The sequence below is a fragment of the Nonomuraea sp. NPDC049141 genome, assembly GCF_040648415.1.
Classification (GTDB): domain Bacteria; phylum Actinomycetota; class Actinomycetes; order Streptosporangiales; family Streptosporangiaceae; genus Nonomuraea.
The window spans coordinates 59,956-76,514 of record NZ_JBEZDR010000025.1; the positions used below are offsets into that span (position 1 = coordinate 59,956).

The following is a 16,559-nucleotide window of genomic DNA, read 5'->3' on the forward strand; positions in this document are numbered from 1 at the left end:
CGATCAAAGCCAGGTCAGGAATCCATCCCTGACCTGGCTTTTCCTCGTGAGAGCGGGTGACGGGAATCGAACCCGCGCTGTCAGCTTGGGAAGCTGATGTTCTGCCATTGAACTACACCCGCATCGGCCGCAACCGCGACCACCACTCTAGCGGAAACTCGGCCCACATCAGCCAGCCGTGCCCCCAAGTTTCCCACCGGCACGCGGTAGGTTGCTCTGCGTGCTGCTATCTGACCGCGACATCCTGGCCGAGATCGACTCGGGGCGACTCGCCCTTGATCCGTTCGATCGGGACATGATTCAACCGTCCAGCATCGACGTCCGGCTCGATCGGTTCTTCCGGGTGTTCGAGAATCATCGGTATCCGCACATCGATCCGGCCGTAGAGCAGCCGGATCTGACGCGGATGGTGGAGCCCGAGGGGGATGATCCGTTCATTCTGCATCCCGGGGAGTTCGTGCTGGCCTCGTCGTACGAGGTGATCAGCTTGCCTGATCATCTGGCGTCGCGGTTGGAGGGGAAGAGTTCGCTGGGGCGGCTTGGGTTGTTGACTCACTCGACTGCGGGGTTCATCGATCCGGGGTTCAGTGGACATGTGACGTTGGAGCTGTCCAATGTGGCCACGTTGCCGATCAAGCTGTGGCCGGGGATGAAGATCGGGCAGTTGTGTGTGTTCCGGTTGAGTTCTCCGGCTGAGCATCCGTATGGGTCGCCGAAGTACGGGTCGCGGTATCAGGGGCAGCGTGGGCCGACGCCGTCTCGATCTTTTCGGAACTTTCATCGGACCAAGATCTGACGCCCATGGTTGAGGGCTCGGCCGGAGTGGGTGGCCTGTGAAGGCGGTTGCTCACGCTTGTTGCCGGTGAAAGGTCCCTGCCCGAGACGCGATCTTGTGCGTGTCTGCTTCCGTAATGCGCCTCCTGGACGACGATGTCCCGAGAACAGCCGTCCAAGAGCTGTTTCCTACAAGACGCCCTCCAGGAATACCTGGGCCGCTCCTCGGGGTGCCTGAGGCCGACTGGCGGGCCTGGGGTCGGCTGGCGGGCCAAGGGTCGGCTGGCGGGGCTGGGGTCGCCACTGACGGGGCTGGGGTCGACTTGCGAGGCTGGAGTCGCCACTGACGGGGCTGGAGCTGCATCGGACGGCTTGGGAGCTGCTCCCGACGCTAGAGGCACCCGCAAGGAGCAATCTGCAGGCACCCACCGTGGGCCCGCCAGGAGGAGCTCTGAAGAAGGGCCAGCCCGCACACAACCGGCCCGCACACAACCGCTCCGCTCCCCCACCCAGCCCTGCCCAAAAGCCCACCCCACCCCCAAAGACACGCCCAACACGCACCCCCGGCCTAGCGGTGGTCCGGAAATGTCACCAAGATGGACTGGACATGCCACGACCGAAACCCCCGGTCAAGCCTCCCCCCACCTCGCCGCGCGAAAAAGGGCGATCAAACTACCGGCAGGCCCGGTGTCGCATACCAAACGGAGGGTAGCCACTAGGAGAAGGGGACATGAAGTTCGCATTTCACCTGGTAACCCGTACTCTCTACCACGGACCATCCCCGCACATCTGGAGAACGACGTGCGCCTGCGTCTCACGCCACGTGAGGACAGCTACTACGACCTGTTCGCCGACTCCGCGAACAACCTGGTCACGGCATCCCGCCTTCTGGTCGAGATCATCAGCGACGGATCGGACAGGGAAACCCTGGCCGAAAAGATGCGCGCTTGCGAGCATGCCGGGGACGAACGCACCCATGCGATCATGAACCGGCTCAATGAGAGCTTCATCACCCCGTTCGACCGCGAGGACATCTACCGCCTCGCATCGAACCTCGACGACGTGATGGACGCCATGGAAGCGGCGTCCGACCTCATCGTTCTGTACCAGATCGACCACCTCCCCAAGGACGTCGTCCGCCAGGTGGAAGTCCTCGAGCGGGCCGCGGAGCTTACCGCCGAGGCCATGCCGCGGCTGCGGTCGATGAAGAACCTCAACGAGTACTGGATCGAGGTCAACCGGCTGGAGAACCAGGGAGACCAGGTCTACAGGAGGCTGCTGGCCAAGCTGTTCAGCGGCGAGTACGACGCGCTCACGGTCATGAAGATGAAGGAGGTCGTCGACGCACTGGAGGAGGCGGCCGACGCCTTCGAGCACGTCGCCAACACGGTCGAGTCGATCGCGGTCAAGGAAAGCTAAGCTCTGTGGACCTTTCGCTCGCCCTCGTCATCGGCGTGGTCGTCATCGCACTGGCCTTCGACTACACCAACGGGTTCCACGACGCGGCGAACGCCATCGCGACCTCGGTCTCGACCCGCGCGCTCACTCCAAGAGCCGCGCTGTTCATGGCCGCCGCGATGAACTTCATCGGCGCCCACCTGGGCACCCAGGTCGCCGCGACCGTCGGCAAGGGCATCATCGACGCGCCGGACGGCTCGCACGGCCTGGTCATCGTGGCCTCGGCGCTCATCGGCGCCATCTGCTGGAACCTGATCACCTGGTACTTCGGCCTGCCCTCTTCCTCCAGCCACGCCCTCATCGGCGGTCTGGTCGGCGCGGCACTCGCGTCGGCCAGCGCCGTGCACTGGGACGGCGTGCTGGAGAAGGTGGTCCTCCCGATGGTGCTGTCACCGCTGCTCGGGTTCACGCTCGCCGGCGCGATCATGATCGCAATCTATTGGATCTTCCGCAACAGCCAGCCGGGCAAGACCAACCGCGGCTTCCGTTACGCGCAGACCGTCTCGGCCGCGGCGATGGCGCTCGGCCACGGGCTGCAGGACGCGCAGAAGACGATGGGCGTCATCTTCCTGTCCCTCGTCGTCGGCGGGTACATCAACCCGGGGGCGGAGATCCCGCAGTGGGTCATCCTCGCGTCGGCGGGGGCGATTTCGCTCGGTACGTACTCCGGCGGCTGGCGCATCATGCGTACGCTGGGCCGCCGGATCATCGCGCTCGACCCGCCACAGGGCTTCGCCGCCGAGTCCGCGGCGGCAGTGGTCCTGTACACGGCGGCGATCGGGTTCGGGGCGCCCATCTCCACCACGCACACGATCACCTCGGCGATCATGGGGGTCGGCGCCACCAAGCGGCTCTCGGCCGTGCGCTGGGGTGTCGCGGGCAACATCGTGACCGGGTGGATCCTTACAATTCCGGCTGCGGCTCTGGTGGCTGCGGTGTCCTATTTCGCTCTGCATTGGGTGGTTGAGTAGCGGCATACATCACGTCGACGTCCCAGCGGTCGAAGCCCAGGGACTCGTACAGGCGGATCGCCGCCGTGTTGGCCTCGTCCACGTAGAGCATCGCCTGGGCGAGGCCACGCGCGCGTAGATGGTCCAGGCCCGCCAGTGTGAGCGCCTTGCCCAGGCCGGTGCCCTGCTGTGAGGGGTCGACGCCGACGACGTACACCTCGCCGATCGGTTCGTGGCCGTGCTCGGACGAGCCGTGGATCTTGGTCCAGTGGAAGCCGGCGAGCCGCTCGCCGCGGAAGGCCAGGAAGAAGCCCTCCGGGTCGAACCAGGGCTCCTGCTCGCGCTGGCGCAGGTCGTTCGCCGTCCAGGCGCCCTGTTCTGGGTGGTGGGCGAAGGCCGCGGCGTTGACCTTGAGCCACGCCTCCTCGTCCTGACCTGGTACGAAGGCGCGTAGCCGTACTCCGTCGGGCAGGTCGAAAGAGGGCAGCGGCGTGGACAGCGACCGCCGCATCTGCCAGAGCGAGCGCACGCGCTCGAACCCCGCCGACGCCGCCAGCGCGCCCGCGCCCTCATGATCGCCGTGCGCCCACAGGCGCAGGCTGCCACCCGACTTCTCGAGTACGGCCCGCAGCAGCCGCGTGCCGTGCCCCTGCCGGCGGTGGGCGGGGTGGATGGCCAGTTCGCCGCTGGGGCCCTCGACCTCGTCGGTGGGGTCTATGTGGGCATAGCCCACCAACGTCTCGTCGTCGTACAACAGCAGGGAACGGGCCTGCGGATCGCCGCCGTAGCGCAGGTGGAGCATGACATGCTCGTTGAGCGGGCGGACGCCGTCGGCCTTCGTCGCCGCTTCCACCACGCCGAGCACCTGGGTGATTTCGCGGTCATCAAGTCGTTGTCTGATCTCCACGTGCGCAGTCACAGCACGAACTCTAGGCGTACGCCTGGCAAATACCGCCATGTGGTCGGCCGATGAATCGTTACCTTTGCGACATTGGCTGCATGGCTTCCGGCCGTAACGTCTAAGGCCATGACCCCACGTTCCCTCCTCCGGCTCGTCCTGGCCGGAGCCGTCGCCGCGGGCGGGTTCGCCGCGGCGGCCGCCCCCGCGGACGCGAGCAAGGCGCCGAAGACCGTTCCGGTCCGGCTGCTCGCGCTCAACGACTTCCACGGCAACCTCGAACCCCCCACCGGCTCCTCCGGCCGGATGATCGACGAGACGGGCGCCACCGTCGAGGCGGGCGGCGCCGCGTACGTCGCCACGCACATGAAGGCCCTCACCGACAAGAACACGATCGCGGTGGCCCAGGGCGACCTGATCGGCGCGAGCCCGCTGATCTCGGCGGCCTACCATGATGAGCCGTCCGTCGAGTTCATGGGCAAGCTCGGGCTCAAGGTGGCCGCGGTCGGCAACCACGAGTTCGACGAGGGTTACACGGAGCTGCGCCGGATCATGAAGGGCGGCTGCCACCCGGTGGATGGGTGCTCGCCCGCCGGTCCGTGGAAGGGCGCCCAGTACGACTACGTGGGTGCGAACGTCCTGTTCAAGAACCCGAACGAGAAGACCGACGCGCTCGCGGCGCTGGGCGCGCAGCAGGCGCAGGCCAGGAAGCTGATGAGCGACTGGGGCGTGCCCGCCCTGCCGCCGGTCAGCGTCAAGTGGATGAACGGCGTGCCGATCGGCTTCATCGGCCTGGTCACCCAGACCACCCCGAACATCGTCACGGCCGAGGGCATCAAGGACCTCAAGTTCGTGGACGAGGTCAAGGCCGCGAACCTGGCGTCCAAGCTGCTCAAGCTGGTGGGCGTCAAGGCCCAGGTCGTGCTCGTGCACGAGGGCGACCAGGTGACCGCGGGCCAGTCGCCGGACGCGTGCAGCGCCGTCCCGGGCGCGGGCAACCGCATCGCCACGCAGGTCGACCCCGAGATCGACGTGATTCTCAGCGGCCACTCGCACCAGGCGTACCTGTGCAAGGTCAAGGACCCCGCCGGTCAGGATCGCGTGTACTCGCAGGGCGGCTCGTTCGGCCGCGTCATCACGCAGGTCGACCTCAACGTGAACGTCAAGACGCGGGACATCGACCGCGCCTCGGTGGTAGCGGACAACCACGTCGTGACCCGCACAGTCACCCCAGATCCCGAAATTTCGGCGTTCGTGAAGACTTGGAAGGATCGGGTCGCCCCGGTCGCCAACAAGGCCGTCGGCCGGATCACCGCGGACATCCCCAACACCGCCGCCCCCAGCGGCGAGTCGCCGCTCGGCGATCTCATCGCCGACGGCCAGCTGGCCGCCACCAAGACGGGCGGCAACGCGCAGATCGCTCTGATGAACCCGGGTGGCGTCCGGGCCTCGCTCACTTACGCCGGCTCCTCGGCTGGTGAGGGCGATGGCGTGGTCACCTATGGCGAGGCGTTCACCGTGCAGCCGTTCAACAACCTGATGCAGGTCGTGACGCTGACCGGTGCGCAGCTCAAGACGGTCCTGGAGCAGCAGTTCACCGGTGGGCCGAACGCCCAGCCGTTCACCAAGATCCTCCAGCCGTCGGCGAACTTCACCTACACCTACAGCAGCGGCGCGGCGTGGGGGGCCAAGGTCTCGAACATGAAGATCGACGGCGTCGCGGTGACGGACACGCAGACGATCCGGGTCGCGGCGAACAACTTCCTGGTCGGCGGCGGTGACGCCTTCCTGGGCTTCAAGGACGGTACGGACCTCTGGAGCGGGCCGCTGGACATCGACGCCTTCGTCGACCAGCTGGGCCGCGACAACCCGATCGCTCCGCCCACGACGAACCGCATCACCGTCACTCCCTAGCGAAACACGAAGGGCCTGCTCGCATAGCGAGCCGACTGGGTTTCCGTATTCTCTGGGGTTGCGGGGAATGCGGAAACCCAGGACCGCAGGCAAGAGGAACGCCCACGCGGTTGACACGAAGCCGAGCGAGATCAGGCCGGTCCGGTAGCTGTGACCGCTGCTGGTGCGGGCGCCGACCTGGCGCCCGCACCAGGCCCCGGCGAGCCATGTGAACGATAGATGGCGGATGTGAGTGATAGCTGGAGCCGCCGGCTTGTGAGATCACATTGAAGATGCGACTCCCAGCTACAGCGCGGGTGTACGTCTGAGGTCAGCCCTGCCCAGCGTCCTCGCCGACGCGTACGGAAGGACCGGGTTTGATCTCCTTGACGGGCAGCATCAGGAGGATCGAGAGGATCAGGAGGCCACCCAATATCACCGCCACACTGATCTTGTCGATGATCGGGAAGACGTGCAGGTGCATCATGTGCCACACGAAGTGGATCGCATTGTAGATCGACCATGCGCCCCCCGTCACCGCCATGGACGCCCGGGTCGGCCGGCGCAGCGCCCACATGCTCAGCACCAGCAGCGCCAGGTTGAGCGCCCCCACGTCGACGGCCAGATGCTCGTTGTACGGGCCGAGCGCCGCCACCCAGTGGAGCCCCGGCGCCGGGAAGTCGGTGTAGTACGACCGCGGGAACGCCGCCGCCCACACCCCCTGGTACGCCGCCGCCACCGCCAGCACCCCGGCCATCCAGCGCTTGGCCGCCACGGTCATCGCGACGCCGCCCACTGCTCGAAGGTGATCTTCCCGCTGCGGAAGGCGCCGGTCGGCAGTACGCCACCGTTCGCCATCGCCTTGCCGACGGGCACCGTCAGCACCAGTTTGCCTTTGGCCAGGCGGCGCATCATCGATGCCATCGTCAGCACCTCGGGGCCGGCCAGCTCGGTCGCCCGGCCCTGGGCGGGGCCTTCGGCCAGGCGTACGAGCTCGGCGGCGACCTCGGAGGCGGCGACCGGCCGGCTCACCATCACCGGCGCCACCTTTACCGGCCCCGGCACCTTGTCGAGCATCTGCGCCGCGAACTCGTGGAACTGCGTCACCCGCAGGAGCGTCACCGGGATCGGGCCGGCCAGCGCCAGCTCCTCCTGGCGGCGCTTGCCGATGTAGTAGCCCGAGTCGACCCGGTCGACCCCGACGATCGACAGGAGCACGTGGTGGCGTACGCCCGCCCGCTCCTCCGCCGCCAGCAGGTTGCGTGTCTCGGTCTCGAAGAACGCCACCGACTTCTTGCGGCTGAGCGTCGTCACGTTCGCCACGTCGATCACGACGTCCACACCGCGCAGCGCGTCGTCGAGACCGGCCCCGGTTATCAGGTCGACGCCGCCCGACCGGGACATCACCACGACCTCGTGGCCCTGCTTCCGCGCCCGCTCAACCACCAGCTTGCCGACCCAGCCGGTTCCCCCGGCCACCGCCATCCTCATTGCGTTCCTTCCTTTCTCGTCATTGCGTTCCGCCCTTTCTCGTCGAATCGGTAAATAGGACAAGGACGAGGGGCTGAATGTGACAGCCGATCGCACCCGCTCGACAGTTCGGGTCGCTTGGCTCGTCAGCGGTCCAACGAGTCCCAGAACTCGGTGAGTACCTGGGCACCCCGGCCGGGGTCCTGGGTCATCCACCAGTGGCCGAGCCCGTCGAGGGTCGCGGTCCCGGCGCCGGCCAGCCGCGCCGTGCGGCACCGCTGTTCGTTGGTCCCGACCAAGAGGTCCTCGGTGGCGAGCAGGGCGAGGCCCGGCCGCTGCGCCGCGCGTTCGAGGTTCCGGCCCAGCTCGGCCATCACCGGTTGGGCGGCTGATCGGTAGAGCGCGTGTGCGGCCCGCCCCATCGCCTCGTCCTGGCCTACAGCGACCCGCTTCGCCGTCGGCTCGCTCATGCCGAACTTCACGAGCATCGCGACCCGCATCGCGAGGTCCGGGCCGAGCGGGACGGCGGGGTCCGGTCCCATGCTCTCCTGCGCCTGCTGACTCAGGGCGAACTCGTGCCACACGTAGTCCGGGTCGAACAGGCCGATCACATCGCTGACCCAGCTGCGCACGAGGTCCGGGCGGGCCATCACCGCGTTGAGGGTGTGCACGCCGCCCCAGTCGTGCCCGACCAGGTCGACGGGCTCGGCGAAACGCTCCAATTCGCCGATGAGCCAGTCCCGGTAATCACCGACGGTCGCACCGAACCCTGTCGGCAAGGGCGCCCCGAAACCGGGCGGGGACAGGCGGATCGGGCCGGGTCGAGCGGGAGCGATACGTTCGAGCTCGACGAGCAGCGGCTCCCAGACCTCCGGCGTCTCAGGGAAGCCGTGGACGAAAACGGTTGGCATGGCGGGAACTCCGTTCATATTGATCAAGCTGACCAGATGACCAATCTGGTCAGCGAGTATAGTCACCGCCATGAAGACGAACACCACCCCGCGACAGCGGGCTCTTGTAGTCGGACTCGGCGTCAGCGGAACCGCCTCCGCGCTACGGCTGCACAAGGCGGGCTGGGACATTGTCGTCCTGGAGAAAGCAGCCGAACGCCGCCGCGGCGGGTACTTTCTCACCCTCTTCGGCACCGGGATCACCGCGGCAAAGCGCCTGGGCATCGAGGTGCCGAACCGCTTCTCGACGGACATCGCCTACTACAACGTCGATCGCGCGGGCCGGCGGCGGCGCGGCATGGGCTTCGCCGAGGCCGTGGCCGGCGAGTCACGCCCGGTCGTGCGCGGCGACGTCGAGCAGGCCGCGTTCGACGCCCTGCCCGAGGACGTGGAGATCCGGTACTCCTCCGTTCCGGTCGCGCTACGCCAGGACGCGGAGAGCGTGCAGGTTGACATCGAGGACCGGACCACGGGGACGGCGACCACCGAACGGTTCGACCTCGTGGTCGGGGCCGACGGCCTGCGATCGACCGTGCGCCGGCTGGCGTTCGGGCCCGATGAGGGCCGCATTCACCGTCTCGGCTACATGGTCGCGGCGTGCGCCCTGCCCGGCCCGGTCCCCGGTTTCCGGGGCACGGACGGAATCATCATGTCCGAGCTGGGCCGGTCGGCATGGGTGTTCGCCTTCGCAGACCGGCCACCGACGGTGCTGTTCAACTACCGGACCGACGATGTGGACGGCGAGTTCACCCGGCCCGCCATCGACTCGCTGCGGGCGGTGTTCGGTCCGGAGCCCACGGGTGCGACGCTCGGCTGGCTGCTCGACCAGTTCGAGCAGGCGCCAGACTACCTGTTCGACACCGCCGAGCAGGTGCGGCTCGACACGTGGCACCAGGGCAGGGTGGTGCTCGTCGGCGACTCGGCGTGGTGCCTGACCCTCTACTCCGGGATGGGGGCCTCCAGCGGCCTGGCCGGGGCCGACATGCTGGGCACGATGCTGGAGCGGTATCCCGGAGACGTGCCGCGGGCGCTGCGGGCCTGGGAGGAGAAACTCCGCCCCTTCATCGAGTTCCACCAGGGCTCCGGCATGGCCATGCGCAAGCTTTTCGTCCCGGCCGACCGCACCGAGTACGGGATCCGGTTCGTCTTCGACCACGTGGTGGGGACGACGCTCGGCAGAACACTCCTCTCGGAGGCCGAGCACCGCAGCAAGGCTTCCCGGATGAAGACGGTCGACATCGCCCTGACGTGACCCGGCCACGGGCCCGCCGCGCTGTAGGGTTCACCTCCGTGAACCCACGTGACATCATGCCGCCGAAGAGCGAACGGGAGGAACCACGACGGTGAGCCGGCTGATCGAACACGACTCCGTCAAGGCGGCCAGAATCCTCGACAGCGCGCGCGAGCTGGTCCTCGAACACGGCATCCGCAAGGTGACCATCGCCGAGATCGCCGCGGCCGCGGGCGTGGGCAAGGGCACGGTCTACCTGTACTGGGAGACCAAGGAAGACCTGCTCGTGGGGCTGGCCGCGCGCGAGGTACTGGTCTGGATCGAGACCATCAACAACCAGATCGCCCAGGACCCGCAGTCCATCCTGCCCCGCCGTCTCGCTCCGCTGCTTATCCGCACGATACTGGGCAACCCGTGGCTGCGGTTGCTCATGAGCGACGACAGCGCCCTGCGGCAGCTGCTCCACCGCCCCGCCGACCAGGAGCGCTTCGCCGAGGCCACCGCGAGCGCGATGGGCAACGCGGTCGTAACGATCCTGCGCGACCGCGGGATCGTGCGCGACGATCTCCCGCTATCCAGGCAGATGTACGCCCTGCACGCCGTGCTGGTCGGGTTCAGCACCGTCATGAACGACGCCGATGTCGCAGGCCCGCTCAGCATCGACGATCCCGAAATCGCCCTCGCCGACACCGTCCACCTGCTGCTCGAACGGCCTCGCGACCCCGCCGCGCCCGATGTCGCCAAGGCCGCGGAAGCGGTGCGGGCCCGGTTCACCGAGATTCACGACAACCTCCTGGGACTCGTTGCGGCGGGCGCCGCCGGCACCAGATGACCCGCGTTCTCAAGGCCGTGCCGTTCGGCCGACGCGGCGTAGGCCAGGCCGCATGCCGACCAAGGTGACCGAAGCGCAGGTTGCCAGGAGCTTCGCGAGGCGTTCCGCCGGAGCTCGGCAACACCGTGCTGACCCCGCACATCGGCAGCGCGGGCACGGCGACCCGCGAGCGGATGTGTGGTCTGTCGGTGTCGAACGTGGCGGCCGCCCTGGACGGGCGCGCACCGCTCACGCCGGTGAATAGCCTTCCACGTACAGCGGGAGGCGGGTGACGAACTGGGCGCCGGGGAAGTGGTCGCTGATCGTCAGGCTCCCCTGGTGCGCCAGGGCGATCTCCCGCGACAGGGCCAGGCCGAGGCCGCTGCCGTCCTTGTCCATGGCCCGGGCCTCGGGCAGGCGGGTGAAGCGCTCGAAGACGCAGTCCCGGTACTCGGGCGCGATGCCCGGCCCGTCGTCCGTGACCTTGATGACGACGGTCTTGTCCCCTTCGTCCACTGCCACCTGGAGATCGATCCTGGCGCTCGCGTGCCGGGTGGCGTTGTCGAGCAGGTTGGTCAGCAGCCGGTCAAGCTGCAGGGGAGAGCCGAAGACGGGTGCCGTGCCCGGCGCGTCGGTGACGATGCTGACGGCACCTCCGGCGCGGCGCCGCTCCTGCTCCTCCGCCAGACGGCAGGCGTCGACGACGTGCCGGTCGGTGACCGCGCCCGCGTCCAGCCGGGCCAGCATCAGGAGCTCGTCGATGATGTCGGTCAGGCGGTCGGCGGACATCAGGGCCCTGGCCCCCGTCGACGGCCAGTCCGTGTCGTCCGGGTAGGCGGTGGCGACCTCCAACTGGGTACGCAGCGCGGTAATGGGGCTGCGCAGCTCGTGCGAGGCGTCGGCCACGAAGCGGCGTTGCGTCTCCACGGAACGTTCCAGGCGTTCGAGGGTGTGGTTGGTGGTCGCGGCCAGCTGGGTGATCTCGTCCCCGTTGTCCGGTACGGGAACCCGGCGGCTCAGGTCGTGCCCGGTGATCTCGGCCAGTTCGGACCGGATGCGCTCGACCGGGCTCAGGGCCTGGCCGACCACGGTCCAGGTGATGCTCCCGACGATGACCAGCACCAGGGGGATGCCGAGGAAGATCACGGCATAGAGCCACCCCAGCGCCCGGTCCACATCGGCCAGGGATGCCGCGCCGTACACCGTCACCAGGCCGTATGGAGTATGCGACTCCATGGCCATGATCAGGTACTTGGCATCGGCCTCTATGACCTCGGGGTCGCCGCTGAGCCGGCCTTCGGTGGTGTAGATCGTTTCCGGCTTGGCCAGCTGGAGGTGCGTGATGGGGGGCTTGCCCCGCAGGTTGTGGCTGGCCGCCAGGACGGTGCCCTCGCGGGAGACCACCTGAAGGAGGTGAACACGGGGCGACGTGGGCAGCATGCTGCGCAGCTGGGTCGTGCGGGCGTCGCTCGCGACCCGCCGTACGTCCAGCTCCACCCTGTTCTGCACGGCGCCGCGGAGGCTGCCGGGCAGCGTCGCAAGGGTGATGACTGCCGTGGAGGTGAGTACCACCGCCGCGATCAGACTCGCCAGCACCGTCAGACGCGCCCGGATTGAGCGAGGAAAGATCTGTTTCACCTGCTAAAGGCCCTCCAATATCACTGTATGTAATCCACTACCCATTCGTGACGTTTAAACCGCTATTGGGCCCTACCTGCTGATATATCTACTTTAGCGGCGCTAAAGAGTAGCGGAGAGTAACAAGATTCGCTTTCGGCGATTCCGCTGTCAGCGTGCATGGCTACCGGGCGGCCGCGGGGGACGGCAGGGTGTGGGCATGAGACTGCTGGTGCTGGGCGGGACAGAGTTCGTGGGGCGCGCCTTCGTCGACGAGGCGGTCGCCTCCGGCTGGGACGTGACCGTGTTCAACCGGGGCACGCATGCCCCGGCACCCGGGGTGACGGCGCTGCGGGGCGACCGGGCGGAGCCGGACGGGCTGGCCGCGCTCGGCACCGGCGAGTGGGATGTCGTGGTCGACACCTGGTCGTGGGCGCCGTCCGCCGTACGCGACGCGGCGGCGCTGCTGGCCGGGCGGGCGGGACACTACGTCTACGTGTCCAGCCGGTCCGTCTACACCTATCCGACCGCGGCCGGTGCCGGGGAGGACGCTCCGGTGGTGGAGGCATCGGCCGATGACGGCGACGAGGTGGGTTACGCGCGGTTCAAGGCCGGTGGAGAGCTGGCCGCGGTGGCGGCGTTCGGGGAGCGGGCGCTGCTGGCTCGGGCCGGACTGATTCTGGGGCCCTACGAGAACATCGGGCGGTTGCCGTGGTGGCTGAGCAGGATCGCGCGGGGCGGGCCGGTGCTCGCGCCGGGGCCCGCCGGGCTGCCCCTGCAGTACGTGGACGTGCGCGACCTGGCCCAGTGGTGTCTTGAGGCGGCCGGCGACGGGATCGGCGGAGCTTACAACGTGGTGAGCCCGTCGGGGTTCGTCACCATGGAGGAGTTGCTGGAGACCTGCGTCCGCGTGATCGGGTCCGGGGCCGAGCTGCGGTGGGTGGAGCCGGAGACGATCCTGGCGGCCGGGGTGGAGCCGTGGACCGACCTGCCGATCTGGCTGCAGGGCGACGACTACGAGTCCATGCACCAGGGTGACGTGCAGAAGGCGGTGGCGGCGGGGCTGCGGTTCCGGCCGGTGGCGGAGACGGTGGCCGACACGTGGGACTGGCTGCGGAGCATCGGCGGCCAGGCGCCCATGCGTACCGACCGGCCGCCCGTCGGCCTGGACCCGAAGGTGGAGGCCACCCTGCTGGAGCACGCCGGCCTCCGCTCTGGGGCGAGCGAGGTCGCCGACTGATCCGGCTTCCGCTCTGGGGCAGGCGAGGTCGCCGGGTGTAATGTCCGATCATGGACACGATGACCGTTGAGCAGAACGGCATCAACGCCGTTCCGGCCGCCGAGCGGCATGGTAAGCCTTCGGACCTGTTCTGGCCGTGGGCCGGCTCCAACCTCTCCCTCTTCGGCGTCGCCTTCGGCGTCTACATCGTCGGGCTGGGCCTGGGGGTCTTCCCGGCGATCATCACCGGGGCGCTCGGCTACGCGCTGTCGTTCGGGCTGGTCGGGCTGGTCGCGATCGCGGGCACCCGGTCGGGGGTGCCGACGATGACACTCGGCCGCGCCCCCTTCGGCTACCAGGGCAACAAGCTGCCGGCCGTCCTGTCCTACATCTCGAACGTCGGCTGGGAGATCGTCCTCGTCACACTGTCGGCGCAGGGCGGCGCGGCGATCCTGAACCGGGTGGCGCCCGGCATTCCCGGCACGACCGCCGTGGCGGTCTGCTTCGCGGTCGCCGCGCTGGTCGTGATCGTGGTCGGGGTGTACGGCCACGCGTTGATCATGGCGGTGCAGCGGTACCTGACGTACGCGTTCGTCGTGCTGACCGTCGTGTACATGATCCTGATGGCCCCGAGGCTCGGCACCACGCTGAACACGACCGCCGGGCCCGGCGCCTGGGTGGGCGCGGTCATCTTCGCGATGACGCTGCTCGGCCTGGGCTGGGTCAACTGCGGCGCCGACTACTCGCGCTACCTGCCCGCCGGCTCCAAGCCGTCGTCGGTGGCCTTGTGGACGGCGGTGGGCGGGGCCGTGCCGCCCATGGTGCTGCTCGTCTTCGGCGTGCTGCTCGCCGGCGGCGACCCCAAGCTGGCCGAGGCCGCGGGCGCGGATCCGGTCGGGGCGCTGGCGAGCGCCCTGCCGACCTGGTTCCTGCTGCCGTACCTGCTGACCGCCATCGGCGGGTTCCTGGCCGGGGCGATCATGGACATCTACTCATCGGGGCTGTCCATGCTGGCGCTGGGGGTGCCGATCAAGCGGCACTACGCGGTGCTCGTCGACGGCGCGCTGATGGTGCTCGGCGGCTACTACCTGCTGTTCGTCTCGTCCAGCTTCCTGGCGACCTTCCAGGCGTTCCTGGCGATCATCGGGGTGGTGATGGCCGCCTGGGTGGCCGTCTTCCTGGTCGACATGTGGCGGTGGCGCGCGGGCGGCCGGTCCTACGACGAGCGGCTGCTGCGCCCCGGAGCGCCCGCCCTGAACTGGCCCGGGGTGATCTCGCTGGTCCTGGCGTCGATCGTGGGCATCGGGCTGATCACCTCCCTGGACCCGAACATAGCCCGTGTGGTGGGCTTCCTGATGAGCGACCAGCTGAAGGCGGGCACGTTCGGGGCGGCCAACATCGGCGTGGTGGTCGCGCTGGTGCTGGCCGGGATCCTCTACTACGTGATCTCGAGTCTGGCGCCCCGCCGTAGGAGCTAGGCGGTCACGATGGCGAAGTCGGGCATCGGGTGGTCGAGTACGGCCACCAGCCGCCGCAGCACCCCGATGTCGCCCTCCCGCTCGACCCGTTCGACCCCCCGGCCGGCCAGCAGGGCGAGCAGTTGTGCCTTGGTCAGCCGCAACGTCAGGTCGACCGGCCCGTCAGGCGGGTCGGCCCGCTGGATGAGCGCGCCGTTCGACAGCGTGGTCCGATACCGCTCGCCCAGATCGGTCAGGTGCCAGTCGATGGACAGGCTCTCGTTCCAGGCCCGCGGCCCGTCGACGCGGATGGCGATCGAGTCGAGGATCTGGTCCACCCCGAGCGCGTCGACCAGGCCGGGCGCGGCCCGCTCCGTGGTGGCCGGCACGACGCCGTCGCTCAGCTCCAGCGCCCCCGTCAGGTAGAGGTTGCGCCAGGTGCCGTTCTCGGCGGCGTGCCCGAGCCGGGTGTACACCTCGGCGAGCAGGTCACGGGCCTCCTTGTTGCCCTCGTCGGCGAAGACGGCGTGGTTGAGCAGTTGCGCGGCGAAGCGCAGGTCCTGCTCCTTGAGGTAGCCCCTGGCGAGGGCGACGACGGCTTGCCCGCCGCCGAGGCACTCCACGTAGCGGATCGCGCTCTCCCTCGGCGGGTACTCCCACAGATGCGCGGGATTGCCGTCGAACCAGCCCAGATAGCGCTGATAGATGGCCTTGACGTTGTGGCCGACCGGGCCGTGGTAACCGTGCGTGTGCCAGACCTGCTCAAGCCCGGGTGGCACCCGCATCGCCTCGGCGATCTCCGCCCCGGTCAGGCCCTTGTTCATCAGCCTCAGGGTCTGGTCGTGCAGGTAGGCGTACAGGTCGCGCTGCTGCGACAGGTATCCGGCGATCTCCGGCCCGCCCCAGATGGGCCAGTGGTGCGAGGCGAAGGCGACGTCGAACTCCCCCGCGAACAGCGTGAGGGTCTCGTCGAGCTGCCGGGCCAGGTCCTTGGCGTCCCGCAGGGGCAGGAGGTTGTGCTGGTTGCGGGTGGCGTTCTCGCTCAGGCACAACGCCCGGTGGCCGGGCAGGTACAGGGCCAGCTCCGGTGGCGCCTCGGCGAGCTGGAAGATGACGCGTACGCCGTCGACCGTCTCCTCCTGGCCCGTACGTTCGACGTGGACCGTGGGGGTGATGAGGGAGATCGTCCCCGGCTTGCCCAGGCCCGTGCCGATCTGGCCGTCCGGTGACCGTTCGAGGGCCTGGCCGTACAGGTAGACGGACCGGCGGGCGGTGGTGGACCAGGCGTGGAGGTGGTCGTGGGCCACGCTCCGCAGGAACCCCGCGGGCGCCAGGACCGGCACGCCGCCGCCCGTGACGCCGCGTACGCCGCCGAAGTGGTCGGCGTGCGGATGCGTGTAGATCACGCCGGTCACCGGTCGCGCGCCGCGATGAGCTCGGTAGAGGCGTAGCGCCGCGGCCGCGCACTCGGTGGAGATGAGCGGATCGATGATGATGACGCCGGTGTCGCCCTCGACGATCGACATGTTCGACAGATCGAACCCGCGTACCTGGTACACGCCGTCCGTCACCTCGTACAGCCCCTGCCGGGCGGACAGTCGCGCCTGCCGCCACAGGCTGGGATGCGCGCTGCCGGGACACTCCTGTTCCAGGAAGGCGTTGGAGTCGCCGTCCCAGATGACCTTGCTGTCGGCGGCGCTGACCACCGCCGGGCTGAGCTTCGCGATGAAGCCGCGGCCCGCCGCCGCCTCGAAGTCACCGCGATCGTGGAGTGGTAGGTCCGCCATGCCCGGGGCCATTCCCGGATACCGGTCAACGCATATCCTCGATA

14 protein-coding genes and 1 tRNA gene are annotated in these 16,559 nt (G+C 68.6%); 8 read left to right on the forward strand and 7 right to left on the reverse strand.

All coding sequences use genetic code 11. The features are described 5' to 3' along the window. Positions 1–51 precede the first annotated feature (51 nt). Positions 52–122, reverse strand: a tRNA-Gly gene (locus tag AB0B91_RS50630). A gap of 98 nt (positions 123–220) precedes the next feature. Here AB0B91_RS50630 and dcd point away from each other — a divergent pair. From dcd to AB0B91_RS50645, 3 genes are all read left to right on the forward strand, one after another. Next, on the forward strand, positions 221–796 hold the full coding sequence (gene dcd / locus AB0B91_RS50635) for a dCTP deaminase (protein ID WP_358337382.1): 576 nt from the start codon (positions 221–223) through the stop codon (positions 794–796). A 779-nt stretch (positions 797–1,575) separates the two neighbouring features. Next, on the forward strand, positions 1,576–2,193 hold the full coding sequence (locus tag AB0B91_RS50640) for a DUF47 family protein (protein ID WP_132627671.1): 618 nt from the start codon (positions 1,576–1,578) through the stop codon (positions 2,191–2,193). Positions 2,194–2,198: 5 nt separating this feature from the next. Further along, positions 2,199–3,203, forward strand: coding sequence for an inorganic phosphate transporter (locus AB0B91_RS50645; RefSeq protein ID WP_358337385.1), 1,005 nt, complete (start codon positions 2,199–2,201; stop codon positions 3,201–3,203). On the opposite strand, the gene mshD is transcribed toward AB0B91_RS50645, so the two are convergent. Next, positions 3,136–4,101, reverse strand: a complete 966-nt coding sequence (mshD, locus tag AB0B91_RS50650; RefSeq protein ID WP_358337388.1) for a mycothiol synthase — start codon at positions 4,099–4,101, stop codon at positions 3,136–3,138. The genes AB0B91_RS50645 and mshD overlap by 68 nt on opposite strands. A gap of 108 nt (positions 4,102–4,209) precedes the next feature. Here mshD and AB0B91_RS50655 point away from each other — a divergent pair, with 108 nt between their 5' ends. Then, complete coding sequence (locus AB0B91_RS50655; protein ID WP_358337390.1) at positions 4,210–5,994, forward strand: bifunctional metallophosphatase/5'-nucleotidase; 1,785 nt, start codon at positions 4,210–4,212, stop codon at positions 5,992–5,994. A gap of 310 nt (positions 5,995–6,304) precedes the next feature. On the opposite strand, the gene AB0B91_RS50660 is transcribed toward AB0B91_RS50655, so the two are convergent. The 3 genes from AB0B91_RS50660 to AB0B91_RS50670 all read right to left on the reverse strand — a co-directional run bounded on the left by AB0B91_RS50660 (position 6,305) and on the right by AB0B91_RS50670 (position 8,354). Next, the gene (locus AB0B91_RS50660) at positions 6,305–6,769 is read right to left on the reverse strand and encodes a hypothetical protein (RefSeq protein ID WP_358337393.1); all 465 of its coding nucleotides are present in this window, start codon (positions 6,767–6,769) and stop codon (positions 6,305–6,307) included. After that, a complete protein-coding gene (locus AB0B91_RS50665) occupies positions 6,751–7,464 on the reverse strand; it encodes an NAD(P)H-binding protein (RefSeq protein ID WP_358337396.1) in 714 nt (237 codons plus the stop codon). Before AB0B91_RS50665 ends, AB0B91_RS50660 begins: the two co-directional genes overlap by 19 nt. Positions 7,465–7,589: 125 nt before the next feature. Beyond that, on the reverse strand, positions 7,590–8,354 hold the full coding sequence (locus tag AB0B91_RS50670; RefSeq protein ID WP_358337399.1) for an alpha/beta hydrolase: 765 nt from the start codon (positions 8,352–8,354) through the stop codon (positions 7,590–7,592). A 70-nt stretch (positions 8,355–8,424) separates the two neighbouring features. Between AB0B91_RS50670 and AB0B91_RS50675 the strand changes: the two genes are divergently transcribed. Together AB0B91_RS50675 and AB0B91_RS50680 are read left to right on the forward strand one after the other, a co-directional pair. Continuing rightward, positions 8,425–9,645: an FAD-dependent monooxygenase gene (locus AB0B91_RS50675; protein ID WP_358337402.1), complete on the forward strand. Its 1,221-nt coding sequence runs from the start codon at positions 8,425–8,427 to the stop codon at positions 9,643–9,645. Positions 9,646–9,736: 91 nt separating this feature from the next. Continuing rightward, positions 9,737–10,456, forward strand: a complete 720-nt coding sequence (locus AB0B91_RS50680) for a helix-turn-helix domain-containing protein (RefSeq protein WP_358337405.1) — start codon at positions 9,737–9,739, stop codon at positions 10,454–10,456. Positions 10,457–10,684: 228 nt separating this feature from the next. Here AB0B91_RS50680 and AB0B91_RS50685 read toward each other — a convergent pair whose 3' ends face one another. Then, positions 10,685–12,031, reverse strand: coding sequence for a HAMP domain-containing sensor histidine kinase (locus AB0B91_RS50685; RefSeq protein ID WP_358337408.1), 1,347 nt, complete (start codon positions 12,029–12,031; stop codon positions 10,685–10,687). Positions 12,032–12,272: 241 nt separating this feature from the next. On the opposite strand from AB0B91_RS50685, the gene AB0B91_RS50690 reads away from it, so the two are divergent. Both AB0B91_RS50690 and AB0B91_RS50695 read left to right on the forward strand, forming a co-directional pair. Further along, on the forward strand, positions 12,273–13,292 hold the full coding sequence (locus AB0B91_RS50690) for an NAD-dependent epimerase/dehydratase family protein (protein ID WP_358337411.1): 1,020 nt from the start codon (positions 12,273–12,275) through the stop codon (positions 13,290–13,292). Positions 13,293–13,342: 50 nt separating this feature from the next. Continuing rightward, on the forward strand, positions 13,343–14,749 hold the full coding sequence (locus AB0B91_RS50695; RefSeq protein ID WP_358337414.1) for a cytosine permease: 1,407 nt from the start codon (positions 13,343–13,345) through the stop codon (positions 14,747–14,749). On the opposite strand, the gene AB0B91_RS50700 is transcribed toward AB0B91_RS50695, so the two are convergent. After that, positions 14,746–16,515: an alkyl sulfatase dimerization domain-containing protein gene (locus AB0B91_RS50700; RefSeq protein WP_358337417.1), complete on the reverse strand. Its 1,770-nt coding sequence runs from the start codon at positions 16,513–16,515 to the stop codon at positions 14,746–14,748. The genes AB0B91_RS50695 and AB0B91_RS50700 overlap by 4 nt on opposite strands. Positions 16,516–16,559 lie beyond the last annotated feature (44 nt).